The sequence below is a fragment of the Paracoccus tegillarcae genome, from assembly GCF_002847305.1.
In the GTDB taxonomy this organism is placed as follows: domain Bacteria; phylum Pseudomonadota; class Alphaproteobacteria; order Rhodobacterales; family Rhodobacteraceae; genus Paracoccus; species Paracoccus tegillarcae.
On record NZ_CP025408.1, the window covers coordinates 582433 to 608716 of the forward strand.

Here is a 26284-nt window from a genome sequence, read left to right on the forward strand (position 1 = left end):
GCGTTCAGCGGCGGTTTTTTACCGCCGAATACAGGCTATCTTGTCACTGAAGAAAAAGAAAGGACCTGACCATGCTGCCAATCATCCCGCCTCAGCAGCCCATCGAGATACGCGAAGAAGACTATTATGCGCTGTCAGGCCATGCCGGCTGGTTGGCAAGCATGGCGCAACTCATGGCCTATTTTCGCGGCTTGCCACGCCATGTATCCATCCATCCCGACATCCGCCCCTTGGCATCGGAGGCTTCCGATACGACGCGGTCGCGGGCGGCATCGGCGCTGGCCGACGCGTCGTCCCAAGCCTGATCAACGCGGGCGACCGTCGGGTCGATGGTGCGCTGGCGAAACTGCGCCCACATGCGCCAGAACAGCAACAGCAACAAGAGCAGCAGCGCACTGGCAATCACCGCGCCCCAGTTGCGCGGGTGGTCATTCGGCCCCGCAACGGTGTCGATCGAAATCGCGTTGGGGTAAACAGACAGCCACGGCAGCCGCCACCCATAGGCGGTGATGCTGACCCATTGCGGATCCGCCGATGTGGACCTGAGATTGGTCGCCTCGGCATGCAGGTTCGCGCTGTCATATTTGAAATAGGGCGGCCAGATCCAGCCGGTATCCTCATTGCGATAGACAAACACCTTTTCGTTCGGCCGCACCGTCTCGATAAAGCGGATGTCGCGCTGGCCCTGCGCGTTCTCGACCGTGCCGGTATCGTCGCTGGCGTAAAAGATGCTGTTGGACGGGCTGATATAGGTCAGCCTGTTATAGGTGTTGGTAATGCGGACCGTGTTCTTGGAGGGCAGCGTATAGTCCAGAAAGCCATAGACGAAGACGCCCAGAAGAACCCCAAAGACGACCTTGATATAATGCATCTGCGGCCCCTTACTGCCAGTTGACCCAATAAACGATCCCCATGATCGTCGCGGTCGGAATGATAAAGACAAGCCACAGCAGCCGGCCTTTCAGGCTTTTGTCGAAACCGACCATTGACCTGCGAACAAACTCGTCACGGGCGGGGTTGTTCCCAACCTGATCGGGATGACGGCTGGCCCATTCGTTTTCCAGCGCCTCGCGCCGCAAAGAGCGCAGGTAAAGCCGGATCAAAAGGTAAAAAGCCACCTCAAGCAGCAGAACCAGTAACAGCAATCGAAACAAAGCGATCAAATGTCAGCCTCCCCAAGGGCCTTTGATGTCCGGAACGGCGGCCGCTTCGCTGAGGCTAGCACGCGACGCCCCCCAGGGACCAGCCGCCGGCGCGGATGCCGGTTCGGTCATACCCGGCTCGCCGCCAAAGAGCGCGTCACGGGTGCCCTGCTTGTCGATCTGATACTCGCGGGCCAGGAAATTGGCGACATATTCGCGCTTTTTATCATCCCAGGTCTGATACAGCCGGTAGAACAGCGGCTTGTGGGTGATGAACATCTGCCGCACGTCGTCTGGCGACAACTCGCTGAGCAACCGATTGACCAGATCGCGCGCGGGGCCGGGCGTGGCGCGAACGGCGTAGAAATAGGCGGGATCGCCACTGTCGATCACCGGCCAGTCGCCGCCCTGCTCGGCATAGCGCAGCAGCGCGGCGAGCCCGCGTATCTCGGGCGGTAACTGATTGCCCATCCGCGCCCCCGCGCGGCGCAACTCGGCCCGGCTGGCATTGCCGGTGTCGATACCCAACCGGGTCGCCGCATCGACAAGGATGAAATCGATCTTCTGGCGCAGGATCGGCGCGGCATCGGCACCACGCGCCGCGATGATCGGCTCGGCCAGCGCATTGCGGGCAAGCCAGGCGGCGATCTTGTTGCGGTCGTCAAGCGTCAGGGTCAGCTTGCCCGGCACATCGACCTGCTGCGCCGGATCCGCAAAGATCATCGCCGGCTCACGAGCCGAGCGGATCACATAAACGCCGCCGAAATCCGACGTCCAGAAGTCGGGCACCTCGAATTCGGTATGCTGCAGATCGACGGGGTGGCGCAGAACATCGCCGGTTTTCTGCGCCTGTTCGATCATGCGCGCGATCAGAACATCATCATACCAGCCATCGGGCTCATTGCGGAACCGGTCAATCAGCGCGGTCAGCTGATCGGCCTCGGCGACATGGTTGCCGGTGGTGTCGGCGCTGATGCTCAGGCGGCTGATGTTCAGCAGATCGGCGGGACTGCTGACCTGCCAGACCTGATCGTCAACCTCGCCCACGACGGCATCGCGCGCGGTCAGGCTGAAAAGCTGGCTTTCATTCTCGGCGATAAAACCCTGCAACACATCGCGCAGCACCGACAGATCGGCATTCAGCATCGGCGCGGTCTTCTGCTCGGTGGTCAGCAGGATGAACTGCCGATTGCCGCCATCGGGGCGCAGATAGTCCATATCGCCCAGCTCATCCCCGATCTCGGGGGAATAGCCCGACAGGTCGATATGGAACTCCGCCTGCGCGGTTTCCTTGCCGGTGATCTTCTTCAGCGCCCGATTATAGAGGCTGACCCAAGCGCCCGAGTTCACCCGGATCAGGTTGCCGAACATCAGGCCCTTTTCGATGAGGCGTTCCATATTGGTTCTCCTATATCCGGCAGAGGGCAGCGCCCGACCGAGGGTGTACGCTGGCGGCGGTTGAGGCTTGGCGGTTTATGGTGCCAGCTTCCGCTGAACGGCTGCGCGGTACTTGGCATCGACAAAGCGTCCGCCCGGGGGGCGGTCGGACGCTGCCCGGGCCGCTGGCGCGGCTGTTCCGGGCGGGGGCGTGCCGTGCCTTCAAGGGTCCACTCAAAGCTTTGCTCTCACGGCTGTCCCTGACGCCACAAGCATGACCATATTGCCCGCACCCGAAAGTTCGACATAGTCGAGATCGACGCCCACAACTGCGTTTGCGCCCACAGCATGTGCCTCCCGCTTCAGTTCCAGGAGGGCCATGCGGCGAGCGTCGCGCATCGTGTTTTGAATGGCTTTCGAACGTCCCCCAACGATGTCACGGGCACTCGTAAAAAGGTCTCGAAAGATGTTCATACCGTAAGCGCACTCAGCGGTGACGATCTCTATGCGTTCGAAGATTTCCAAGTTAGTGCCGCATTCGGTTGTCAAAATGATATTGTTTATCTCCGAATTCGTCTCATTGGGACCGCTAATCGTTTCGTCAGACTCGCCAACCAATTGGGCGCTCTTACATTGGCTGCAACTGTCGCCAACTTTACCGAAGAACCCCATATCTCTGCCGCATTCTCTGCATACTGGCATCGGCTTTCTCGCTTCTGTATATAATTTAGTGAGCCATCACAGGCTCTGCTCACCCCCGCCCCCCATACCGCTTCTGCGCTTCGGCCATCCGCTCCATCCCGCGCACGGTTTCTGCGATAGCGGCTTCGTCCGCGCTGTCGGAATAGCGCCATTCGCTGTCGGCGTAGCGGTTGATTTCCTGCACCACCATCTCGGTCGTGATCGGCTGGCGCAGGGCAGAGATCATCTCCAGCTTGCGGTCATAGGGTTGGTGCATGAACGCCTCGGGCGTTTCGAACCACTCGTCGGGCATGTCGAAATCCATCGCGCGGGCTTTGACAGCGTCGGTGATGTTCTTGACCGCACGGCCGGTAAAGCGCGGCTCGGCCTCGGCGATTGCGTAAAGATAGCTGCCCAGTTCGGCCAGATCGGTCAGTTCGCCATATTGGCCGGTCACGTCGCTGAAAACTTTTTCCAGACCAGCCTCATGCGGACGGGAATGGCCCGCATAGCTGTCGGCGACGGCCTTCTTCATCGCCTGCGCTTTCATCAGATCGTGCTGGCCCACGGGGATATCGTGACGCTTGCCCAGCAGCAGGGCCAGGATGTCGATGTAATCGTCCCGCGTCTTGGGGCCGTCGATCAGGAACCGCGCGCTGGCACGCTGGCGCAGGGCGTCGTCGATGCTTTCGGCGTGGTTGGAAAACATGCCAAAGCTGCAATTGCCGCGCACAACGGTGCTGGCACCCGAAAACGCCTCCATCAGCACGGCGGTGATTTCCTGCTGGCCGGCGGATGACTGACGGTCGCCGCGCTTGCCGGCGATCTGATCGATATCGTCGATGGTGCCGAAGCCGATCACCGAGGGATCGATGATGCCGTCGATAAAGGCACGCGCGTTCTGCCCCGATTTGCCCTGATAGCTGTCGATATTGTCCACCGACAGGTTGGCATAGCGGAACGGATAGCCGCCGATCTGGCAGTAATCGTTCAGCATCCCGGCCATCATCTGGATCAGCGTCGTCTTGCCGGTGCCGGGGCGGCCGTCGCCAAGAAACGTAAAGACAAAGCCGCCCAGTTCGACGAACGGGTTCATCCGGCGGTCGAAATCATAGCCCACCATCATCCGCGCCAGCCTCATCGCCTGATGCTTGGCGATGGCGTTGCCCACCACCTCTTCGGGTTTCTTGAAGCTCATGGTCAGCGGCTTGCCGCGGGCCTTGGTTGCAGGCTGAAAACCGGCGATGGGGAAATCATCGGCGGCCACGCGCCAGCTGCCGCCCGTGAACGCGCCGGTGCGCGGGGCAGTTTCGGCGCGGGCCTGAACGGCGGCAGACAGTGCCTCGGCAGAGGCAATCACGGTGGCAATCAGCGTCTTGTCGTCGGTTGCCCGCGATACGTTCTGATCCAGTTCCCACAGCGCGCCCTGCAGCGCGGTCAGCGGATTGTCGGTCAGGATCTCGTCACTGGTAATGCCCTCGACCGTTTCCGGCCCCGCATGTTCGGCCAGCAGAAAAGCGGTCGCATTGGCAAAGACCGACAGCGCGGCCAGCGATTCCACGGCCAGCAATTCGCCGAACTCAGTGCGGTGGTCGGCGGGCAAGCGGCCCTCCAGATTGGCGCGTTTCAGTTCTGCCGCGCCCGAACGCGCTGCGATTTCATCCGTGACGGCCAGCCCGATCGCAATGGCGCGGCGCAGCGCACGAACGACGGTGGCAGCGGCGGGCGACGGCAGATCATCGCCGCCGATCCCTTCGATCCGGTCGATCAGTTGCACGCCACTGGCGCGCTGCGTGCTGCGACCTGCAAGGCCAGGCGTGGTCGAGCGAAAGCGCGAGGTCCGGGGGATCCCGGGTGAACGTTCGGGCACCGCGAGGGTCGCCGCCTTGCCCAGACGGGGCGCGTGATCAAAGCCGCTCAGCAGGCTTAGTGCCTGACTGTAATGCGCCCTGATCTCGGCCTCGGGCAGTTCCATTTCATTGCGCGCTTCCATTCATACCTCTTGCGTCCAAAGCGGCGGATAATCTGTCACCAGACCATCGCCATCAATCGTTATCGTCGTGCTGAACCCGCTGCCCGCGGCATAGCGCCAGGCATCGCCCTGCCGCTCATAGTGCTGTGGCAACGGTTTTAGCCGCCAGTCCTCCGGGTCCAGCCATGCAGCGGCGATATCGGCGCTGTCCTGCCGCGCGGCCCGCATCCGCCGGATCGGCAGCGTATTGGTGGCCGGCGTAAAGCCAAGGTCGATGTCGCGCAGTCCGCTCACCTCGGGCACCGCCTCGCCATTCACCCGCCATTCACCGGCTTCGCCACGATGCACCGAAAGGCTGAGCGCTCGTTTGCCCACGCGACCCATGATCCGGGCGGAGTGGGTGATCCAATCCTCATCAACCGAAACCTCATAGGCCAGCTGAGCCGGGCCAAGGGCATCGGCCCAGACGGCCATCCCCTCCAGCCGCCACTGCGCGCCCTCGGACCAGAGCCTGCAGGCATCATGGCCGGGCAGATCAAGCCTGCGCCAGATGATATGCGCCCCCGCACCCACCAGTTCAGCGATAGCTGGTGACGCGACCATCGGGGCCGGGCACGTATTTGCGGATATTGCGAAATCCCGGCGGGTCGAGTGCAGCCAGCGCCTGATAAGGTCGTTGCGGCAGCACCAGCAAACGGGTGGCAGAGCTGGCCCCCTGCCCCGCGCCGTGCTGGTTCAGCGGATCCAGCCGAAAAATCTGCCGCTCGGTCACGCCAAAGAAGCCGCTGGATTCCATCGTCGCGCGTTCGGACTGCAGGTCCTCGATCGTCATGGCCATCGCCCAGTCCTGCCCCGAGGGCGCGCCTGCATCTTCCAGCACCCGTCGGATCGGGCCCTCTTGCGTGGTGAAGCCGCCGGAATAGGCGGGGCCCAGTGTGATGCGCCGCAGCCGGTGCGGGTGCAGCGTGTCGAAATCGCGGTCAAACCCCTGCGCGATGGTGACCAGTTGCAGCCCGGCGACCGATTGCGCCAAAAGATGCGCGCGGACCTCGGGCCAGCGTTTCGGATCATCGGTCAGCCCGCGCCTTCCGGTATCGTCCACATCCATCAGATAGAGGACCGGGACATTCAACTGGCTGTCATAGACTGCCCAGTGCAGCAGCCAGCGGCGGCGCTTGCCATCGGCCCCCGACAGCCAATAGCCCTGCGGGTGCATCTGCGGCCAGAACAGACCACCCTTCGCGAGTGTCTCGTAGTAATAACGCTGAGACAGCGCGTATTGCAGCCGTGTCGGGATGCTCAACTGGCTGACGATCTGGCGGATCATGTCATCCTTGATCGCAACCGCGTCCGGTGTGCGGGCCAGTTCGGCCCCAGCCTGCGCGGCATCGGCGGCGGTCTGGGCGATCTCTTGCCAGACGGGAAAACCGGATTCGTGGATGTCGATGGTCAACTGGCGCTGCAACGGTCCTTCGATGCGATTGGCCACCAGATACTTCATCGCCAGCGCATCCATGCTGGCCTTGAGCGCATCCAGATAACCGCCGATCACTTCGGTTTCGGTCCGGGTAAACAACCCGTCGCGCACGGTCTCGACCAGAGCTTCGCGCAGCGTGGCCGCGATGCGCCGCGTCTGGTCGATAAAGGCGCGGGCGGTCAGGTCGTCGTCCAGCGCGCGGTGATCGGCATCCAGATTGCCTGTGCGGTCGTTCTTGCTCATGGCTTCTTTCCACCAAGCCAGCGCAGGCCCGCCGCAATGCCGTCGGCCACGGTCGCGACCCAGCGTTGTTCGGCGGCCTGCAAGCGGGCGGCGATCATCCGCCGGTTTCGCCAGTCGGTCGAAACCCAGACGATCAGGACGATGCCTGCAATCAGGTTTGCGATCATGTCACCAGCAAAGATCAGCAGCAGCAACAGGATGCCCAGCCCCATGGACACGAGAAAACCGGCGCTGATCGCCACGAAAATGGCCTCTGCCACAGTCTTGCCGTCCATTACCGCATAAATGCCGCCCAGACCTGCAAACAGGGCGAAGATGCCGCCCAACCGCAGACCCGGCTTGCCAGTCAATGCGCTGTCAGCCGCCATAAAGGTTGCTGTCATGCTTCTTGACGATCTCGCTGAAGCGGCGGGCAAAGCGTTCATCGGCCTTGGCCTTTTCTTCCAGCACCTTGCGGGCAAAGACCATGTGATCGCCATGCGATTCCAGCATGTCGGCCATCTTGTCATTGGTCGCGGTGCCGATGGCTGCCATGGCGGCCTGCGCCTCCTGGTCGGTCCTCACACCGATCTCGTTGATTCGGTGCGCAATGTCCTGCTGCTGGGCGGTCTTCAGCGATTTGGTCAGCGCGTCATACAGCACCACCCGCTGACGGGTATCGGTCTGCAGCTTGTTGATCAGCACCATCTGGGTCGCGGCCTGGTTTTGCAAACTGTCGACCCAGGTCTTGCCGGCCTCGATATAGCGCTCCAGCGTCTGCGATTTGGCCAGCGCGACCTGTTCGTCTTGCACCAGCGCGTTATGTTCCTTGTTCGCATTGGCCAGTTCCGTTTCCAGCCGGGTGCGATCCGTGGCGTCGGTGGTGGTCGAGATCTTGTTTTCCAACTCGATCAGTCGCGGATCCATTTCCTTGATCTTTTCGCGCAGCGCCTCGAGCGTGGCGACGGTCGCCTCGCGCTCTTCCAGCGTGCCGGTCAGGTTGGTCTCGACCTTGGCCTTCTGGTCGTTCAGCAGATCAAGCTGGCCCTGCAGCAATCGGGTGATGGTGTCGGATTTCGAGATCAGATCCTGCAATTTATCGTCGATACTGGCCGAACGCAGTCTTTCCTGACGCATCGATTCGGATTTGCCGCCCGCAAAGATGCCGACGAACTTTTCCCAGCCGGTCTTGCTGCGCAACTCCTCGAAATCCTTCGAGAAACCGGCGGTCACATCGTCCAGCCCCATGATCAGCTCGGCGATATTGGCGTTCATCGCCTCGGTATGGCTGTGCACGTCCTGCAGGGTCGCATTGGCCACGTCGATCGGCAAATCCTCGACCGCCGCGCGGGCCGTCGCCTGATCCAGCCGCGAGGTCATTTCCGCAATCTTGTCCTGCGTTGCCGCAACCTGCTGCTGGCTTTTCTGTATCTGCTGTTCCAGCGATGCCATCGCCATACCCCCTGAACTGGTTCTTTGCACAAGATGTTAGGTCCTACGACGCCCGGCGCAAGGGGAATAGGCTTGAAACAGGCCGATTTTGGCCGTTGTCAGCGCCCAGCCTGCTGCATAACCTCACCGGCATGGAGCAGTTGAAAACCGCCATTGTCACCCGTCGCGACGCGCTGATCGCGCTGACGCAGGACCTGATCCGCATCGCCACGCTGAACCCACCCGGGCGGCGATATCACGAAATTTGCGAGTATCTGCAGGCGCGAATGTCGCCGCAGGGGTGGGATTGCACATTGGTTCGGGCGCATGGTGCACCGGGCGACAGCGAGGATTTCCCACGCTGGAACTTCGTCGCTCGTCACAAGGGCGCCCGGCAGGGTGATGTGGTTCACTTCAACAGCCATCATGACGTGGTCGAGGTCGGACATGGCTGGACCCGTGATCCTTTCGGGGGCGAACTGGACGGCGATCGCATCTATGGCCGCGGGTCCTGCGACATGAAAGGCGGCTTGGCGGCCAGCATCATCGCCGCCGAGGCATTCGTGGCGCTGAACCCCGAACATGCCGGCATGATCGAGATCAGCGCCACTGCGGATGAGGAATCGGGCGGCTATGGCGGCGTGGCCTATCTGGCCGAACAGCGCGCATTTGCCCATGTCGATCACGTCATCATTCCCGAACCCTTGCACAAGGACCGCATCTGTCTGGGCCATCGCGGCGTCTGGTGGGCAGAAATCGAAACGCAAGGGCGCATCGCGCACGGGTCAATGCCCTTCCTCGGTGATTGCGCCGTTCGCCATATGGGTGCTGTGCTGGATGAAATGGAGGCGACGCTGTGGCCCCTGCTGGCCGGCAAGCATACCGGGATGCCGGTCATCCCCGAAGGCGCGCGATCATCGACGCTGAACATCAATTCCATCCACGGCGGCGCGGCGGAACAGGCAGAGGATTACACCGGCCTGCCCACGCCATGCGTGCCCGACCGCTGCCGCATCGTGATCGACCGGCGCTTTCTGATCGAGGAAGATCTGGCCGAGGTAAAATCAGAGGTCACGGCACTGCTGGAAAAGGTCAAGGCGCAGCGGCCCAGCTTTCAATACGAGGTCCGCGATCTGTTCGAGGTGATCCCCTCGATGACCGACAAGGATGCGCCCGTCGTGCGATCTACCGCGGCCGCCATCGAACGCGTGCTGGGGCGCGAGGCGGGCTATGTCGTGTCGCCTGGTACCTATGACCAGAAACACATCGACCGCATCGGCAAGCTGAAGAACTGCATCGCCTATGGGCCCGGCGTTCTGGATCTGGCGCATCAGCCGGATGAGTGGGTCGGCGTTCAAGACATGCTGGACAGCGCGCTCGTCATGGCACTGGTGCTGGACGACCTGCTGGGCAATACGAAAATCGAAACATAATCGGTTTCTATTTTATGTTAAACTAAATACCTGATAATATTAAGGCGTTATTCCGGTCATTAAGGTGCGGAATTGGAAAAGACGCTGATATTGGTCGTTCACGGAATTGGCGAACAGGCCCCCGGCGAGACGATTGACGCCCTGACCGGCGGCGCGGTGCAGGAACTGCGCTTGCCCGGCGCCATCGAAGGTCGGACCGAGATGATCGCGGAACCGGCCGAGGACAGCGAGCTTTTGCAACTGTTCCCCTGCACCATCAGGCAAACCGTCATCCCGGCCTCGTTCAACGACACGTTTGATCAGGATCAGGATGTCCTTGCCGCCGAAGTCTACTGGTCGGACCTTTCGCCGGCCCCGAAAGGCCCATTCAGCACGGCTTTTGACCTGCTGCATAGTGTTTTGGGGTTGGGCTATCTGGCGCTGGAGAATGTCGACCACAGCGATGGCAAAATCAGCCCGTGGTCACGGCGCGGGGTGCATGCTTTCATCTGGATCTTTTATGCGCTGCTCGCGCCACTGAATGCGCTGCTGCTGGTGGGATCGCTGTCGCTGCTGAGCGATCAGTTCTTCTTTCCGGTCGGCCAGGGCGCGGGCAAGTTGCCCGGCGCATTGCTGCTGGCGATGACAGGCGGGCTGGTATTTGCAGGCTGCCTGATCTGGCTGCGGTACAAACAAAGGCCGCGCCATTCCTACATGATGAGGGCGTTCATAACGGGTCTTGGCGCGATGTCAGCACTCACGATGGCCGCCGCGCTGCTGATCTGGTTGGGTCAGGACACACCCTGGATCGAGGCGTTGCGCCTGTCGGCCTGCCAATCGGTCGAAACGACGGCCTGCTGGACTCGCGACTATCAGGACGTTGCCCTGATCGCCTGGCTGTCGACGCTGTTTACCGGGCTGGTCTGGCTGGTGGCGATGGTCATTCTTCTGGCGCTGTTCATGACCACCACGCTGACGGATCTGGGCCTGCGCCGCACATTGCTGCTGTTCGGCATCCCGATTGTCCTGATGGTTGCGGTGCAGGTCTCTGCCAACCGGACCTGGCCCTGGCTTTTGCTGACAGCCCTTTTCGTGGCCGTGCTGGGACTGGCGCTCAGCCCGCCCGCCCGCGGCATGTTTCGCCGCAGCCTTGACCGCATCACGCGCTTTTTCGGCCAACGCGAATTGATCTATCAATCCATCTGCAACGCGATGCTGATCCTGTGGATGCTGATCACCGCCGCGCTGTGGGCCCTGTTCTCGGGCATGGTGAAGCAAATCGGCGGGTCCGAGGCCGATCCAAGCCTGCTGACGATGATCTATCAGGACTATTCCAGCCTGCTGACCAGCGCCCTGGCCTATGTGATGATCGCGGTCGGCACCTTGCTGGCCATCGGTGCGGTGCCAGTCATCATCCGGGGGGTCAGGCGCAAGCATCTGGCACAGGAAACACCCACCGGGCTGGATGTCTGGTGCGGGCGGCTGATCCTCAATCCGGTGCTGAACCTGTTGCTGTTCATCCTGATCCTGTGGATGGCGTTTGGCGGTCTGTTTCAGGCTGCGGTCACCGCCATGACGGTTTTCGGCGAGGCTTATCGCGATCCGTTCACCGGCGCTGTCTTTCTGAACGGGGTAAACGCGCAGACGGGCCAACAGATCTGGACCGCTGACTCGGCCATCACCCGGCTCAGTAATTTTCACACCGGCATCACAGATCTGAACCGGCTGGCACTCGTGGCAGCGGGTGTCCTGGGATTGGTGATCTATCGCGGTTGGAATTTCATTGCCAACGCTCTGGGCATCGCCCGCGACATTTCGGTTTATGCCGCGCGAACGCACGGGGCCAAACCGATGGACGGCAACACCAGCCGCTATGTCCAGCGCCAGCGGATCCTGGCGCGGTTCAGGCTGGTTCATGACCATCTGGCGCGGCAGATGGATTATGACCGGCTGATCGTCGTGGCCCATTCGCAAGGCACGGTGATTGCGGCGCAGTCGCTGGCGCAGAACGATCTGCCGGACCGGCCGCGCGTGTTGCTGACCATGGGATCGCCGCTCACGCATATCTACGGGCAGTACTTTGCCAAGGCCTTTGGCCTGCAACCTTTGCCCGGCAGGCTGGTGCGCTGGATCAACATCTTTCGCTGCGACGATTTCGTCGGCACCCGCGTGCGCCTGGACGACGGTGTCATCGAAAACCTGCGGGTCGAGGCGAACGGACATACCGGCTATTGGACCGATCGAAATGTCTGGTCGGCACTGCGCAAGGCGCTGGCCATCACCCCTTCTGACAACAGGGATTCCCCTGACGCGCCACATGTGGCATGATTCGCCAAAACAATGAGCAGTCACCATGTCGCAGCGTTTCTCGATCAGTTCAGCCGTTTCCTTCGTCGCGGCAGCAGGCCTTGGCCTTTATTTCGCCTTTGCCGCCGTTCAGGGCCCTTCTGGCATCCTGCGCCGGGTGCAACTCGAATCCGAGACCGTCGCCCTCGAGGCCGAGCGGCAGGCACTGATGGAAGAAACATCGCAGATGCAAAACCTGACGCATCGGTTGTCCGACGACTATCTGGATCTGGATCTGCTGGACGAACGCGCACGCGCCGTTCTGGGCACGATCCGTGCCGACGAAGTCATCCTGCGCTGATCATTCAGTGCCTAGTCGACCAGCATTTACACAGCTTTTGCGCGAATTTCATCTGCCGTGATATCGGCTGACGTTTGCTGCATTGCACCCCCCGTTCTGATCGTCTACGGATAGTTTAACGCTGAACTATTCCGACCTAAGGCAAGGGGGATGACCGAATGGCCAGGAAAACCACAGCCGCCAAATCGTCAAGCACGGCAGAAAAAGCCAAAGCCAAATCGACTCCGTCGAAGGCCAAGGCAAATCTGTCCAAGGACGATCTGCTGAAATATTATCGCGACATGCTGCTGATCAGGCGGTTCGAGGAAAAGGCCGGCCAGCTTTATGGCATGGGTCAGATCGGCGGTTTCTGCCACCTCTATATCGGTCAGGAAGCCGTCGTCGTGGGCCTCGAGGCCGCAGCCGACGAAGGCGACAAGCGCATCACCAGCTATCGCGACCACGGCCACATGCTGGCCTGCGGCATGGAGCCGCGCGGCGTGATGGCCGAGTTGACCGGCCGCGAGGGTGGTTACTCCAAGGGCAAGGGCGGCAGCATGCACATGTTCAGCCGCGAAAAGCACTTTTACGGCGGACATGGTATCGTGGCAGCGCAGGTGCCCCTGGGTGCCGGTCTGGCATTTGCCGACAAATATCTGGGCAATGACCGCGTGACCTTCACCTATTTCGGTGATGGCGCGGCCAACCAGGGTCAGGTCTATGAAACCTACAACATGGCCGAACTGTGGGATCTGCCGGTCGTTTTCGTGATCGAGAACAACCAGTATGCCATGGGCATGAGCGTCAAGCGCTCGACCAAATCGACATCTCTTTTCGGGCGCGGCGAAGCCTTTGGCATTCCCGGCGAACAGGTCGACGGCATGGATGTGCTGGCGGTCAAGGCCGCTGGCGAAAAGGCTGTGGCGCACTGCCGCGCGGGCAAGGGGCCCTATATCCTTGAGGTGATGACCTATCGTTATCGCGGTCACTCGATGTCGGACCCGGCCAAGTACCGGACCCGCGAAGAGGTGCAGAAGATGCGCGACGAACGCGATCCGATCGAAAATGTCCGCACCATGCTGCTGGATGGCAAACATGCCAGCGAGGATGATCTGAAGGCCATCGACAAAGAGATCAAGGAAGTCGTCAACGATTCCGCCAAGTTCGCCCAGGAAAGCCCTGAACCGGCGCTGGAAGAACTGTGGACCGACATTTACGCCAAAGAGCTGCCGCAAGGTGCAGCCGATGAAGCTGAGGCCTGAGGGGGGACATAAACATGGCAACCGAAATTCTGATGCCCGCCCTGTCCCCCACCATGGAGGAAGGCACGCTGGCAAAATGGCTGAAAAAAGAGGGAGACGAGGTCAAATCCGGCGACATCATCGCCGAGATCGAGACCGACAAGGCAACGATGGAGTTCGAAGCCGTGGATGAGGGCATCCTTGGCAAGATCCTGATCGAGGAAGGCACCGAAGGGGTCAAGGTCAACACCCCGATCGCCGTCATGATCGAGGAAGGCGAAAGCGCCGACGACATCGAAGCGCCGGCCGCCGCCGAGGAAAAACCATCCGAGCCAGAGGCCAAGGACGAGCCTGCTTCAGCCCCGGCTGCAGCCACCGCGCCCGCACCCAAGGCCGACCGCAGCCCGGATTGGCCCGAAGGGACCAAGATGAAATCCATGACCGTGCGCGAGGCTCTGCGCGAGGCCATGGAAGAGGAAATGGACCGCGACGACACCGTCTTCCTGATGGGTGAAGAGGTCGGCGAATATCAGGGCGCCTACAAGATCAGTCAGGGTCTGCTCGAGAAATTCGGCCCCAAACGCGTCGTCGATACGCCGATCTCGGAAATCGGCTTTGCAGGGATCGGCACGGGCGCGGCCCTTGGCGGGTTGCGGCCCATCGTCGAGTTCATGACCTTCAACTTCGCGATGCAGGCCATCGACCACATCATCAACTCGGCCGCCAAGACGCTGTACATGTCGGGCGGTCAGATGGGCTGCTCCATCGTGTTTCGCGGCCCGAACGGTGCCGCTGCCCGCGTTGGTGCCCAGCACAGCCAGGACTATGCCGCCTGGTACGCGCAGATCCCCGGCCTCAAGGTGGTGATGCCTTACACCGCGGCAGACGCGAAGGGCCTGATGAAAACGGCCATCCGCGATGCCAACCCGGTTATCTTCCTTGAGAACGAAATTCTCTATGGCCGCAGCTTCGAGGTGCCGGACATGGATGATTTCACCATCCCGTTCGGCAAGGCACGCATCGCCCGCGAGGGCAGTGATGTGACCATCGTCAGCTTTGGCATCGGCATGACCCATGCCCTTGACGCGGCCGAGAAACTTGCCGCCGACGGCATCGAGGCAGAGGTGATCGATCTGCGCACACTGCGCCCGATGGACACCGAAACCGTGCTTGAATCGGTCAAGAAGACCAACCGTTGTGTAACGGTCGAAGAAGGCTGGCCGGTTGCCAGCATCGGCAGCTATCTCGGCTCGGTCGTGATGCAGCAGGCGTTCGATTATCTTGACGCGCCCGTCATCACCCTGACCGGCAAGGACGTTCCGATGCCCTATGCCGCCAATCTGGAAAAGCACGCTCTGATCACCCCGGCCGAAGTGGTCGAGGCGGTCAAGAAAGTCACCTACAAGTAAGGAGAACGCGAGATGCCGATAGAAATCCTGATGCCCGCGCTGTCTCCGACGATGGAGGAAGGCACACTGGCCAAATGGCTGGTGAAAGAGGGCGATACCGTTTCCTCGGGCGACATCATGGCCGAGATCGAAACCGACAAGGCCACGATGGAATTCGAGGCTGTCGATGAAGGCACCATTGGCAAGATCCTGATCGAAGAAGGCAGCGCCGGGGTCAAGGTCAACACCCCCATCGCCGTCCTGCTGGAAGATGGCGAAAGCGCCGATGATATTGGTGACACCTCGTCCAAGGCCGCGCCGGCCAAGGATGACGACGCCGAGGCCAAGGACGAAACGCCAAAAGACGACGCCCCGAAAGAGGCAGATTCAGGCGGATCCAAGGCCGCACCGGCACCAAGCAGCGACAAGGGCGACCGCATCTTTGCCTCGCCACTGGCCCGCCGCATCGCCAAGGACAAGGGCCTCGATCTGGGCTCCATCAAGGGCTCCGGCCCGCATGGCCGGATCGTCAAGGCCGACGTGCAGGATGCCAAGCCCGGTGCCGCACCGGCCAAGGCCGCCGACGCAGCGAAAGCCGATGCACCCAAGGCCGCAGCGGCAGCGCCGGCTGGCCCATCCGCCGAAACCATCCTCAAGATGTATGCGGATCGCGAGACTGAAGAGGTCGCGCTGGACGGCATGCGCCGCACCATTGCCGCGCGCCTGACCGATGCCAAGCAGACCATCCCGCATTTCTATCTGCGCCGGTCGGCCAAGCTGGACGCGTTGATGAAGTTCCGCGGCACGCTGAACAAGCAGCTGGAAGCGCGGGGTGTGAAATTGTCGGTCAACGACTTTATCATCAAGGCCTGCGCGCTGGCCCTGCAAGAGGTCCCGGATGCCAATGCTGTCTGGGCGGGTGACCGCATCCTCAAGCTCAAACCCTCGGATGTCGCAGTCGCCGTGGCCATCGAAGGCGGCCTGTTCACCCCGGTTCTGAAGGACGCGCAGCAGAAGACGCTGTCGACCCTGTCAGCCGAGATGAAAGATCTGGCAGGGCGCGCCAAGAACAAGAAGCTTGCCCCCCACGAATACCAGGGCGGCAGCTTTGCGATCAGCAACCTCGGCATGTTCGGCATCGAGAATTTCGACGCCGTGATCAACCCGCCGCATGGCGCGATCCTGGCCGTTGGCTCGGGCATCCAAACCCCGGTGGTCGAGGATGGCGAGGTGGTGATCCGCAATGTCATGTCCATGACCCTCTCGGTCGATCACCGGGTCATTGACGGCGCGCTTGGTGCACAATTGCTGAAGGCCATCGTCGAGCATCTGGAAAACCCGATGGGCATGCTGGCCTGACAGGTTTGCGACTTACGACGATTAAAGGGGGCCGCGCGCCCCCTTTTTCATGACCGGGGCTCAGTCCGCGCGCAGCGGCCAGAGCGCTACCAGATCACGCAAACCAGCGCCGGTCGGCCCTTTCCTTTGCCCCATCCTCCAGGCCCTTTCTTCTTCATCCAAATATCCGGCGGCGGCACCGCCTGGTGCATCGCGGGTTCGGAAATCCGGCGCGACGAGCAGCCCCGCCCTGGGCGCTGGTCAGAAGCGAACCGAAACGCCCGGCAGCTTCAATTCTGCAATCAGATCGCGCAACTCCTGACGCGCAGCGATGTTGGACATGCTCAGCGACTCGGTGCCGATGTCCTTCAGATCCAGCAGCGTCAAACCACGCGGAAAGAGTTCGCGAAAGATCACCCGCTCGGCAAAGCCGGGCGCTACGCGAAAACCGATGCGGCGCGACAGGTTGCTCAGCGCATCGCCCACCTTGCGCTTGTTGTGCATGGCCTGCGTCCCAAGCCGGTTGCGCAACACCAGCCAGTCGATCGGGCCCGCACCGGCCTGAACGCGCATCTGCCGTGCGGCCCAGACCATTTCTGCATAGATCGACGGCCCCAGTACCTCGCCATCAGGCGACATGCGCGCCAAAAGATCAAAGTCGATAAAGCTGTCATTCAGCGGCGTGATCAGGGTGTCGGCCATCGCATGGGCCATCTGGCTAAGCTTGGTATGAGAGCCGGGGCAGTCCAGCAGAATGAAATCGCAGCGCGTTTCCAGATCGGCCATGACCGGGCTCAGCGGATCGCTGCCCTCGGCCAAACCGGCCAGCTCGGGCGTCGGCAACTCGATCCCTTCACGCGCAGAAAAGGCCATGCGGTTTTCCAGATAGCGGCGAAAACTGCCCTGCCGCACATCCAGATCCAGCCCACCCACGCGATGCCCCATCCGCGCCAGCGCGGTGGCCACATGCATCGAGGTCGTGGATTTCCCGGACCCGCCCTTTTCATTGCCGACGACGATGATATGCGCCAAGAATTCCGCCCCGTTCCGATCCGGCGTGACCCTAGCCGCAACATCTGGTGATGAAAAGCGGCGGCAGCACAAAAAAATGTGGATAGGTCGGGAGGTTGTGGGAGGGGTGCGGCGTGGTACCGCGGTGGAAGAGCGGACGGTGGGTTTTAGCACGCAAGGTCGAATGCTGCACGGGTGTCTGCTATCACCAGAGAACCAAAAATCTCCAACAACTGCGTCGGTTTTGAAGGGAGGTTGTGGCAGCGCCAGATCAGGTGATTTGCGAATGTGCCAAAAACCACCGTTTTAGGCGCGTAGTTTCTGTCAGGGGGTATTTGTCCGGTCTGCGGGACGAAACTGCCGTTCGATGCGGACAATCGACAACACAAATGAGGTGGTTCATGATCAGACAGCATGAACTACGTGTTTCGTCTGGCAGTGCCATCGGACGCTGAAGCCTGCTCCCAAATCATTCAAGATTGGGGCGATGAAACACCGTGGATGGTCCCACTGGATAACCTTGCTCCCATGAAAGAGTTTTGGAGCTTCATATTCGAGGAAGAAATCGGGTGGGTCGCCCACAGAAATGGACAAATCTTGGGGTTTTGTGCCCGTACCGAAGACAACATTACCGGGCTTTACGTCGCCAAGAAGGCGCGCGGCAAAGGTTTAGGCAAGGCATTGCTGGACCTCGCCAAAGAAGATCAGCAGTGGATCACTGTGTGGGCCTACGAGAAAAACGAAGACGCGCGACGCTTTTATCGACGTGAGGGTCTAATTGAAATTGGTCGTGAGATGGAAGTGTTTGAAGATGGATCAAGCCTAATGGACATCGAGCACAGGTGGACCAGAGCCGAGTAAACCTTGGTCACTGCAAGCTCGTTCCTGACCTTCTCCGCACAGCATGATGTGCCAAAACTCAACCGTTTGTGTCACCGGCGCAAACGACCGTTTGTTGCACGGTTCGCCGATCCAGTGGCACCTTTGAAGAGAAGATCTGGCAGGTCCCGCAAGGCGGACCCAGACCCCGAAATGCAAAACGCCGCCCCGAGGGACGGCGTTCGCATCTTGCGCTGGCAGGCAGATCAGAAGCCCAGGCCGGCGTATTTGTTCTTGAACTTCGACACGCGGCCGCCGGCATCCATCAGCTTGGCCGAACCGCCGGTCCAGGCCGGGTGCACGGTCGGGTCGATGTCCAGGGTCATGGTGTCGCCCTCGGCGCCCCAGGTCGAGCGGACCTGATAGGTGGTGCCGTCGGTCATCTTGACGTCGATCATGTGATAATCGGGGTGAATGTCTTTTTTCATCGCTCGGCCTCCTTACGCTTTGGCATCGGCGCTTTTGGGCGCGCGGTAGTTGGTTTTCTCGACGATACGGGCCGACTTGCCGCGACGATCGCGCAGGTAGTACAGCTTGGCGCGGCGGACTTTACCGCGGCGCACAACGGCGATCGAATCGATGTTGGTCGAGTATAGCGGGAACACACGTTCCACGCCCTCACCAAACGAGATCTTGCGGACGGTGAAGCTTGCAGCGATACCGTTGCCACCCTTGCGGGCAATGCAAACGCCTTCGTAGTTCTGCACACGGGTCCGCGTGCCTTCGGTCACTTTGTAACCGACACGGACGGTGTCTCCGGCTTTGAAATCCGGGATATCCTTGCCAAGCGCGGCGATTTGCTCGGCTTCCAGTTGGGCGATCAGGTTCATCGCATTAATCCTTTTCATGCTCGCGGTGATCCCGCGATTGGTCTGATGCGCCCGAGAGCTGTCGGTCCTTTGTCGGGTCCATAACGCTGGTCTCGCAATATGCCCGCCACAGGTCGGGGCGGCGTTCTTTGGTCAGGCTTTCGGCCTGTTCGCGCCTCCAAGCAGCAATGGCCGCGTGATTGCCGGACATGACAACGTCCGGTATCTTGCGGCCTTCCCACTCGGCGGGGCGAGTATACTGAGGGTGCTCAAGCAGACCTTCGGAAAAGGATTCCTCGGCCAGTGACGCCTGATTCCCCAGCACGCGCGGTATAAGACGAACCGTCGCGTCGATCAAGACCTGAGCTGCAAGCTCTCCGCCGGTCAGAACATAGTCGCCAATGCTGATTTCTTCGATGCCTCTCGCGTCCAGAACACGCTGGTCGACGCCCTCGAACCGGCCGCAGATCAGCGTCACACCCGGCCCCTCGGCAAGGGCGCGCGCACGGGCCTGGGTCAGCGGTCGCCCACGCGGCGAGAGGTAAAGCACCGGCAGCCTGGGATCGGCCTGATCAAGCGCCGCGGCCATGACGTCGGCGCGGATCACCAGCCCTGCCCCACCACCCGCAGGCGTGTCATCGACGTTGCGATGCTTGCCCAACCCGTGGTCGCGCAGCGCAATGGTGCGCAGGCTCCACAGCCCCTCTGCCAGCGCCTTGCCGGTCAGTGAAAGGCCAAGCGTGCCGGGAAAGGCCTCGGGGAACAGGGTAACGATGTTGGCCGTCCATGCACCCTTGACCTGTGGTTCCTCCATCAGGTCGCTCGGCGTCAGGCTGGCGCGGATCGACAGACGCCCGTGCGATTTGGGCGCGTCACTCATCTTCGGCCGGTGGATCGACGACGATGCGTCTGACGGTCAGATCAACCGTCGGCACCACCTCACGAGTAAACGGCAGCAACAGGACCTTGGGTCCCGCCACTTCCAGAATATCGCCAGCGCCGTGGTCATAGATGGCACGGACCTGGCCCAGCACACGCCCGCCGGTATCGACGACCTCCAGACCGATCAGATCGGCATGGTAGAATTCATCGTCGGGCAGGTTGGGCAAGGCATCGCGCGGCGCCCAAAGCGTTGTGCCCTTCAGCGCCTCTGCCTGCTCGCGGGTATCGACCCCCGGCAGGCGTGCCCCCAGCCCGCCGGTGACGGGCCGGGTCAGTTTAATGGCGAATGACCGCTTGCCATCCTCGGTCACCAGCGGGCCATAGCTGGCGATGTCCTGCGGATCGGCGGTAAAGCTTTTCAGCCGCACCTCGCCACGGATGCCAAAGGCGCCCGCGATCGCACCGACACAGATCCGGCCCGCATCGGCCATGGATTATTCCGCGCTTTCTTCGGCAGCGGCCTCTGCAACGGGCTCTTCTACCGGGGCGCTGGCTGCTGCTTCACGCTCGGCGCGCTTGGCGGCACGGTCTTGTGCGGCCTTGCCGGGCTCGCCTTTTTTCAGGTTCTTGCGCTCGGACTTTTCCTTGACGCCGGCAGCTTCCAGAAAACGGGCGACGCGGTCGGTGGGCTGGGCGCCCTGGTCCAGCCAGTGCTGAACGCGTTCCATGTTCATCTTGATGCGCTCTTCGCTGTCTTTCGGCAAAAGCGGGTTATAGGTGCCCAGCTTTTCGATGAAACGACCGTCGCGCGGCATACGCGAATCGGTGGCGACGATCGAATAGAACGGACGCTTTTTCGAGCCACCACGGGCCAGACGGATCTTCATTGCCATTGGGTTATCTCCTTTAGAATGGCGGTGTCATGGTGCGCGCAGGCACGCACCCTATGATTGAAAGGTCTCGTGATGCCGTATGACTTCGGCGATCACGAAATTCAGGAATTTGCGCGCGAATTCCGGGTCGATATCGGCCTCGCGCGCGAGGCGTTCCAGCCGTTCGATCTGCTGCGCTTCGCGGGCAGGATCGGACGGCGGAAGGGCGTGTTCGGCCTTGAGGCGGCCGACGGATTGGGTGTGCTTGAACCTTTCGGCCAGCGTATAGACAAGGATCGCGTCCAGCCGGTCGATGCTGTCGCGATGGCCTTTCAGCAGCTCGGCTGCGCGGGCGACGGGATCAGTCATGCGGACCCTTTCCTGTGGCGGTAGACATGGTTGATCTCGTCAGCGCCCGTATCAAGGCTGGGCGCATCCGCGTCCAGCCGCGCGCCAAGACGTTCGGCCAGCGCGATGGAACGGGTGTTTTCGGCGTCGATATAGCTGACCGCCGTGTCCCAACCCAGATCGTTGAACACATGATCCAAGGCGGCGCGGGCGGCTTCGGACGCGATGCCCCTCCCTTCGCCAGCGGGATGCCAGATCGACCAGCCGACCTCGCGTTCGGGCCAGCCTGCGGGGAACCACGGGCCGGTTATGCCCAGTGCCGCGTCGCCGCCCTTTTCGGTGATGACGAACATGCCAAAGCCGCGCATCACCCAATGGCCGATCACATGGCCAAAGGCGCGCCAGCTGTTCCGTTCCGTCATTTGCGATCCGCCGCCGATATATTGCGCACGGTCGGACAAATGAAAATCTCGCCATGCAGGCCAGTCGTCGCCCGTGGGCGCGCGCAGGATCAGACGCTCGGTTTCCAGAACCGGGGTATTGGCGAGCCCGATCATAGGGCACCTGCCGTCCCGGCATGGCCGGGGGCGCTGCCCCCGGACCCCCGGGATATTTGAGTAAAGAAGAAATCCATTGCGGTCATGCTGCCACCTTCGGGTGGCGATAGATCAGGCAGGGTTCGCCCACCACTTCGCCCTCACGCTCTATCGTTGCGCCCATACGTTCGGCCAAGCGGCGCGAGCGCAGGTTGTCGGGGTGGATCTGCGATATCATCGGGGCCAGACCCATTCCCCGATAGGCGTGGTCGCGGATAGCCATGGCTGCCTCATAGGCATAGCCCTTGCCTTCGAACCCTTCATAGATGTGCCAGCCCAGTTCAGGCTCGGGCCAGGCATCATGTTCGATCAAGCCGATGCGCCCGACGATGGTGCCGGTCACCTGTTCTTCGACCGACCAGAAGCCAAAGCCTTTCAACACCCAATGACCAATGCCCGACGTAAAGCTGCGCCACGTGTTCCAGCGATCGGATGGGCCGCCAATGAATTGCGTCCGCTCTGACGCCCCAAAGGCAAGCATAGCGCCAAAGTCCGCCTCGCGCGGTTCGCGCAGGATCAGACGCTCGGCCGTCAGGACCGGAATATCGACGGACAGGGTGGGCATTACTTCTTACCGAACAACCCCGACAAACCACTGGGCAGCCCTGCCCCGCCAAGCTGTCCGCCCAACCCTTTGGGATCCTGCAGCATCTCGGTTGCTTCGGCCATTTTCGATGGATCGACGTCGCCCATATCGGGCAACCCGCCGCCTTTGCCCTGCATTGCGCGCATGGCCTGTTTCAGCATGCCGCCCTTGCCCATCTTGCCCAGCTTTTTCATCGTATCGCCCATCTGCCGCTGCATTTTCAGCAGGCGGTTCAGTTCCGATACGTCCAGCCCGGCACCGGCGGCGATGCGTTTCTTGCGGCTGGCTTGCAGCAGCGCAGGATTGGCGCGTTCCTTTTTGGTCATCGAATTGATCAGCGCGATCTGACGGCGCACGGCGCTGTCATCCATGCCAGCCTCTTCGGCCTGTTTTGCCATCTTGGCCATGCCGGGCATCATCTGCATGATCGAGCCCATGCCGCCCATTTTCTGCATCTGCTCTAGCTGGTTCCTGAGGTCGTTCATATTGAACAGACCCTTCTGGAACCGCTTCATCATGCGCTCGGCCTGCTCGACCTCCAGAACCTCTTGCGCTTTTTCGACCAGCGAGACGATATCGCCCATGCCCAGAATACGGCCGGCGATGCGCTGTGCGTCGAACCCTTCCAGCGCGTCCATTTTTTCGCCAAGGCCGACGAAGCGGATCGGCTTGCCGGTCACGGCGCGCATCGACAGGGCAGCACCGCCGCGACCGTCGCCGTCCATCCGCGTCAGCACCACGCCCGAGACGCCGACCTTTTCGTCGAACTCGGTCGCGACGTTGACCGCGTCCTGACCTGTCAGGCCATCGACGACCAGCAGGGTTTCTCGCGGGTTCGCCACATCACGGACGGCTTGCACCTCGTCCATCAGCACCTGGTCGATGTGCAGACGACCGGCCGTGTCCAGCATATAGACGTCATAGCCGCCAAGGCTCGCCTGCTGCTTTGCGCGCTTGGCGATCTGAACGGCGGATTCGCCCTTGACGATGGGCAGCGTATCGACACCGATCTGTGTGCCCAGGATCGCCAGCTGTTCCATGGCCGCCGGGCGATTGGTATCAAGGCTGGCCATCAGCACGCGCTTTTTCTCGCGATCTTTCAGCCGTTTTGCCAGCTTGGCAGTCGTCGTCGTCTTGCCCGAGCCCTGAAGACCGACCATCAGGATCGGCGCGGGCGGGTTGTCGATGCGCAGCGCCTCGGGTGCATCCTCGCCTTGCAGGACCTTGATCAACTCGTCATGGACGATCTTTACGACCTGCTGGCCGGGCGTCACCGATTTGGTGACCGACGCGCCGGTGGCCTTGCCGGTCACCGATTTGACGAAAGATCGCGCGACGGGCAGCGAAACATCGGCCTCCAGCAGTGCTGTGCGCACTTCGCGCATGGCGGCGGTGACGTCATCCTCGGTCAGGGCGCCCTGCTTGGTCAGGCGATCGAAGACGCCGCCCAAGCGGTCTGACAGGTTCTCGAACATCACGGGCCTCCTGTGGTCCAAAACAAAATTGCCCCCGTGGGCGCAACGCGCTGACGGAGGGCGATCCCCGGTATCAAACGGGGACCGGAAGGATCGACCTTCCGGGAGTTGCGGATCAGATAGGCGATAACGCGTGGCAAGTCAACGCAGGCCGCCGCCGGTTCCGGGGCCGCGAGCCTGACCAACGGGATGCCGGCCTGCGGTCAGGTCCCAACGACAAGCCGCCGAACCACAAAGGGCCCGGCGGCTTATCCAGTTCAGCACGCAACGCGATACGTGCGCGTGGCCTCAGGCGGCCAATTGATCGACAGCCTCATGCGCACGGGCCAGTGTCTCGTCTGCGCCAAAGGCCATGCGGTCGGCTGCGACGAATTCGACATCGGTGATGCCGAAAAAGCCCAGCATATGCCGCAGGTAGCCTGAGGCGAAGTCGATGTCAGAGCCCAACTGCGTCCCATCCGACGACAGCGCAACGATCGCGCGCTTGCCCTTGAGCAGGCCTTCGGGGCCGGCTTCGGTATATCGGAAGGTCTCGCCCTTGCGAGCCAGTTGGTCCAGCCAGTTCTTCAACTGCGCGGGAATGGCAAAGTTATAGACCGGCAGCGCAATGACCAGCGTGTCAGCGGCGCGAACTTCGTTCAGCAACTCGTCTGCATAGGCGGCGATGGCGACCTGATCGGCGTTTCTTTGATCGGCGGGGGTGAAGACCGCGCCCAACCAGTTGCCGTCAATCGCGGGGACGCCGATCACATCGCGAGTGGTTACAACCGCCTTGGGATCGGCAGCGGTCAGGCGGGCGAGGACCCGGTCTGCCAGTCCGGCCGAGACCGAGGCTTCACGCGGTTTGATGGTGCTGTCGATGCGCAGAATGTTCATGTTCTTGTCCTTTGTGTTCCGTTGACTGTCAGATAGACGGTTGCACAAATGAACAAAACGCCGATAAATGCGCATTATCTGTTCACATTCGCACAGGATGACATGGAAGATTGGGACGGCATCCGCACCGCATTGGCGGTCGCACGGGCAGGCACGGTCAGCGGCGCGGCGGCGGCACTTGGCGTCCACCATGCGACGGTGATTCGTCATATCGACGCGCTGGAGGACCGGTTGGGTGCGCGCCTGTTCCAGCGCCACCCGCGCGGCTATACGCTGACCGATGCCGGGCGTTTGCTGGAACAATCGGCGACCGCGGCAGATGCCCGCTTTGCGCAACTGGCCGCACAGATCGCGGGGGCCGCGCAACGGATCGAGGGTGCGCTGACCGTCACCGCACTGCCGGGCCTGACGCAGCGGATCATGCCGGCGCTGTCGGCACTGCTCGCGGCGCATCCCGCATTGCGGCTGAACTACACCACCGATGCGCGGCTGTTCCGGCTGGAAACGGGCGAGGCGCATGTGGCCATCCGTGCGGGTGCGCGACCCTCGGCGCCGGATTACGTCGTCCAGCCTTTTGGTCAAACCCAGGTGCGCCTTTACGCATCGCCGCAATATCTGGCGCGGCACGGGCCTGCCGACGATCTGGCCGGGCATCTGTTCGTCCTGCCCGGCGAAGAGGGCAGCGGCGCACCCTTTATGCGCTGGATCGAAGCCAACCTGATCCAGCCCGAGACCGCGCTTATCAGCAATGACAGCAGCGCCCTGCTGCAGGCGATCCGGCAAGGACTGGGCATCGGCTTTCTGGAAATCGATCAGGCCGAAGGGCTGATCGAGATCACCTCGCGCGAGGAGTGGATTTCCCCGTTGTGGCTGGTGACCCATGTCGATCTGCATCGCACGCCCAAGGTTCAAGCGGCGCTGGCCGCATTGAAGGGCGAGCCGCTGACAGACTGAACCGTTGCACACCGTCCGCTAAGGGGCCCGGCTGCGACAACCACAATCAGCGGCCTGCCGGTTCTTCAGCCCATCGCGCCCGCAGCGTCGCCGGCGCCCGGAGGCCTGGCCCCCAGATCCTCGAAAAAGCGCAGAAGATAGCCGTCGGGATCGGCCACGACGAATTGCCGGTTGCCGACGTCTTCATCATTGCGGCGATACCAGCGATCCTCAAGCGGCAGGAACAGTTCCAGACCGTCGGCCTTTAGCCTTGCGAGAACCGGCGCAACCTCGTCCAGTTCGATCTGCAGGTTCAACCCTCGACCAAAGGGTGGTTGCATCGGACCGCGTGCCTCTTCGAAATTGCGGCCAAGGCCCAATTGATCCAGCATCAGCGCTGAATTGCCCAAGGTCAGATAGGCGAAACCCTGTTCGGGCCGCGAATAGGCAACGGCAAAGGGCAAGATCCGGGTGTAGAAATCCAGTGAGCGGGCAAAGTCAGAGACCTTGATCTCAGCGACGATGGTGGCGGTCATTCTGTCCGTTCCGGTGCAGGCATCAGGATAGGGCGGCCATTCCGGCCAACCGACAAAGCGAGTCAACGGCGGCCTGCACCCTGCCGCAACTGAAGGCGGCAGATCGCGAATGCCGTGCCCGATCTGCGTGCCCCGTTGCGCGCGGCGCGCTCTAGGGTAGAACCGTCTTATATC

General features: G+C 61.6%; 29 protein-coding genes. 8 read left to right on the forward strand and 21 right to left on the reverse strand.

Going from position 1 to position 26284, the window contains the following annotated elements:
* Positions 1-178 precede the first annotated feature (178 nt).
* The 9 genes from CUV01_RS02925 to CUV01_RS02965 all read right to left on the reverse strand — a co-directional run bounded on the left by CUV01_RS02925 (position 179) and on the right by CUV01_RS02965 (position 8323).
* Positions 179-871, reverse strand: a complete 693-nt coding sequence (locus CUV01_RS02925) for a DUF1523 family protein (protein WP_101459154.1) — start codon at positions 869-871, stop codon at positions 179-181.
* Positions 872-881: 10 nt separating this feature from the next.
* Positions 882-1163, reverse strand: a complete 282-nt coding sequence (locus CUV01_RS02930; RefSeq protein ID WP_101459155.1) for a hypothetical protein — start codon at positions 1161-1163, stop codon at positions 882-884.
* Positions 1164-1166: 3 nt separating this feature from the next.
* On the reverse strand, positions 1167-2540 hold the full coding sequence (locus tag CUV01_RS02935; protein ID WP_101459156.1) for a DUF6638 family protein: 1374 nt from the start codon (positions 2538-2540) through the stop codon (positions 1167-1169).
* Between the two features lie 213 nt (positions 2541-2753).
* On the reverse strand, positions 2754-3191 hold the full coding sequence (locus tag CUV01_RS02940; protein ID WP_232962455.1) for a YbjQ family protein: 438 nt from the start codon (positions 3189-3191) through the stop codon (positions 2754-2756).
* Between the two features lie 79 nt (positions 3192-3270).
* Positions 3271-5193 (reverse strand): AAA family ATPase, encoded by a 1923-nt coding sequence (locus CUV01_RS02945; RefSeq protein ID WP_101459158.1) that lies wholly within the window; start codon positions 5191-5193, stop codon positions 3271-3273.
* Complete coding sequence (locus CUV01_RS02950) at positions 5194-5775, reverse strand: putative glycolipid-binding domain-containing protein (RefSeq protein WP_101459159.1); 582 nt, start codon at positions 5773-5775, stop codon at positions 5194-5196.
* The gene (locus CUV01_RS02955; protein ID WP_101459160.1) at positions 5750-6892 is read right to left on the reverse strand and encodes a hypothetical protein; all 1143 of its coding nucleotides are present in this window, start codon (positions 6890-6892) and stop codon (positions 5750-5752) included. Before CUV01_RS02955 ends, CUV01_RS02950 begins: the two co-directional genes overlap by 26 nt.
* A complete protein-coding gene (locus CUV01_RS02960) occupies positions 6889-7275 on the reverse strand; it encodes a hypothetical protein (RefSeq protein WP_157994765.1) in 387 nt (128 codons plus the stop codon). Before CUV01_RS02960 ends, CUV01_RS02955 begins: the two co-directional genes overlap by 4 nt.
* The gene (locus CUV01_RS02965) at positions 7250-8323 is read right to left on the reverse strand and encodes a hypothetical protein (protein WP_101461819.1); all 1074 of its coding nucleotides are present in this window, start codon (positions 8321-8323) and stop codon (positions 7250-7252) included. Before CUV01_RS02965 ends, CUV01_RS02960 begins: the two co-directional genes overlap by 26 nt.
* Positions 8324-8454: 131 nt before the next feature.
* On the opposite strand from CUV01_RS02965, the gene CUV01_RS02970 reads away from it, so the two are divergent.
* The 6 genes from CUV01_RS02970 to CUV01_RS02995 all read left to right on the forward strand — a co-directional run bounded on the left by CUV01_RS02970 (position 8455) and on the right by CUV01_RS02995 (position 16328).
* Complete coding sequence (locus CUV01_RS02970; RefSeq protein ID WP_101461820.1) at positions 8455-9735, forward strand: acetylornithine deacetylase/succinyl-diaminopimelate desuccinylase family protein; 1281 nt, start codon at positions 8455-8457, stop codon at positions 9733-9735.
* Between the two features lie 72 nt (positions 9736-9807).
* Positions 9808-12042 (forward strand): hypothetical protein, encoded by a 2235-nt coding sequence (locus CUV01_RS02975; protein ID WP_101459162.1) that lies wholly within the window; start codon positions 9808-9810, stop codon positions 12040-12042.
* A 25-nt stretch (positions 12043-12067) separates the two neighbouring features.
* Positions 12068-12361 (forward strand): FtsB family cell division protein, encoded by a 294-nt coding sequence (locus CUV01_RS02980; RefSeq protein WP_101459163.1) that lies wholly within the window; start codon positions 12068-12070, stop codon positions 12359-12361.
* A gap of 158 nt (positions 12362-12519) precedes the next feature.
* Positions 12520-13602 carry a pyruvate dehydrogenase (acetyl-transferring) E1 component subunit alpha gene (pdhA, locus tag CUV01_RS02985; RefSeq protein ID WP_232962457.1) on the forward strand — a complete coding sequence of 361 codons (1083 nt, stop codon included), beginning with the start codon at positions 12520-12522 and terminating at the stop codon, positions 13600-13602.
* 14 nt (positions 13603-13616) lie between these two features.
* Positions 13617-14990, forward strand: coding sequence for a pyruvate dehydrogenase complex E1 component subunit beta (locus tag CUV01_RS02990; protein WP_101459164.1), 1374 nt, complete (start codon positions 13617-13619; stop codon positions 14988-14990).
* A gap of 12 nt (positions 14991-15002) precedes the next feature.
* Positions 15003-16328 carry a pyruvate dehydrogenase complex dihydrolipoamide acetyltransferase gene (locus CUV01_RS02995; protein ID WP_101459165.1) on the forward strand — a complete coding sequence of 442 codons (1326 nt, stop codon included), beginning with the start codon at positions 15003-15005 and terminating at the stop codon, positions 16326-16328.
* A 240-nt stretch (positions 16329-16568) separates the two neighbouring features.
* Here the strand turns inward: CUV01_RS02995 and CUV01_RS03000 are convergent, their stop codons facing one another.
* Positions 16569-17339, reverse strand: coding sequence for a division plane positioning ATPase MipZ (locus tag CUV01_RS03000; protein ID WP_101459166.1), 771 nt, complete (start codon positions 17337-17339; stop codon positions 16569-16571).
* A 393-nt stretch (positions 17340-17732) separates the two neighbouring features.
* Here CUV01_RS03000 and CUV01_RS03005 point away from each other — a divergent pair, with 393 nt between their 5' ends.
* Positions 17733-18179, forward strand: coding sequence for a GNAT family N-acetyltransferase (locus CUV01_RS03005; protein ID WP_101459167.1), 447 nt, complete (start codon positions 17733-17735; stop codon positions 18177-18179).
* Positions 18180-18403: 224 nt separating this feature from the next.
* Here CUV01_RS03005 and rpmE read toward each other — a convergent pair whose 3' ends face one another.
* The 10 genes from rpmE to CUV01_RS03055 all read right to left on the reverse strand — a co-directional run bounded on the left by rpmE (position 18404) and on the right by CUV01_RS03055 (position 24641).
* Positions 18404-18625, reverse strand: a complete 222-nt coding sequence (rpmE, locus tag CUV01_RS03010; RefSeq protein ID WP_101459168.1) for a 50S ribosomal protein L31 — start codon at positions 18623-18625, stop codon at positions 18404-18406.
* A 12-nt stretch (positions 18626-18637) separates the two neighbouring features.
* Positions 18638-19027: a 50S ribosomal protein L19 gene (rplS, locus tag CUV01_RS03015; RefSeq protein ID WP_101459169.1), complete on the reverse strand. Its 390-nt coding sequence runs from the start codon at positions 19025-19027 to the stop codon at positions 18638-18640.
* A gap of 4 nt (positions 19028-19031) precedes the next feature.
* Positions 19032-19886: a tRNA (guanosine(37)-N1)-methyltransferase TrmD gene (trmD, locus tag CUV01_RS03020; protein WP_101459170.1), complete on the reverse strand. Its 855-nt coding sequence runs from the start codon at positions 19884-19886 to the stop codon at positions 19032-19034.
* A complete protein-coding gene (gene rimM, locus CUV01_RS03025) occupies positions 19879-20379 on the reverse strand; it encodes a ribosome maturation factor RimM (protein WP_101459171.1) in 501 nt (166 codons plus the stop codon). Before rimM ends, trmD begins: the two co-directional genes overlap by 8 nt.
* Before the next feature lie 3 nt (positions 20380-20382).
* The gene (gene rpsP / locus CUV01_RS03030; RefSeq protein ID WP_101459172.1) at positions 20383-20781 is read right to left on the reverse strand and encodes a 30S ribosomal protein S16; all 399 of its coding nucleotides are present in this window, start codon (positions 20779-20781) and stop codon (positions 20383-20385) included.
* A 51-nt stretch (positions 20782-20832) separates the two neighbouring features.
* Positions 20833-21129 carry a chorismate mutase gene (locus CUV01_RS03035; protein ID WP_101459173.1) on the reverse strand — a complete coding sequence of 99 codons (297 nt, stop codon included), beginning with the start codon at positions 21127-21129 and terminating at the stop codon, positions 20833-20835.
* The gene (locus tag CUV01_RS03040; protein WP_101459174.1) at positions 21126-21665 is read right to left on the reverse strand and encodes a GNAT family N-acetyltransferase; all 540 of its coding nucleotides are present in this window, start codon (positions 21663-21665) and stop codon (positions 21126-21128) included. Before CUV01_RS03040 ends, CUV01_RS03035 begins: the two co-directional genes overlap by 4 nt.
* Positions 21666-21747: 82 nt before the next feature.
* Positions 21748-22269, reverse strand: a complete 522-nt coding sequence (locus tag CUV01_RS03045; RefSeq protein ID WP_101459175.1) for a GNAT family N-acetyltransferase — start codon at positions 22267-22269, stop codon at positions 21748-21750.
* Positions 22269-23765, reverse strand: coding sequence for a signal recognition particle protein (gene ffh / locus CUV01_RS03050; protein WP_101459176.1), 1497 nt, complete (start codon positions 23763-23765; stop codon positions 22269-22271). The genes CUV01_RS03045 and ffh overlap by 1 nt, the downstream gene beginning before the upstream one ends.
* A gap of 288 nt (positions 23766-24053) precedes the next feature.
* Positions 24054-24641, reverse strand: coding sequence for an FMN-dependent NADH-azoreductase (locus tag CUV01_RS03055; protein WP_101459177.1), 588 nt, complete (start codon positions 24639-24641; stop codon positions 24054-24056).
* Positions 24642-24689: 48 nt separating this feature from the next.
* Here CUV01_RS03055 and CUV01_RS03060 point away from each other — a divergent pair, with 48 nt between their 5' ends.
* Positions 24690-25595: a LysR family transcriptional regulator gene (locus CUV01_RS03060; protein WP_232962459.1), complete on the forward strand. Its 906-nt coding sequence runs from the start codon at positions 24690-24692 to the stop codon at positions 25593-25595.
* Positions 25596-25660: 65 nt separating this feature from the next.
* Here the strand turns inward: CUV01_RS03060 and CUV01_RS03065 are convergent, their stop codons facing one another.
* Positions 25661-26110 carry a bleomycin resistance protein gene (locus CUV01_RS03065; protein WP_101459178.1) on the reverse strand — a complete coding sequence of 150 codons (450 nt, stop codon included), beginning with the start codon at positions 26108-26110 and terminating at the stop codon, positions 25661-25663.
* Positions 26111-26284: the final 174 nt, after the last annotated feature.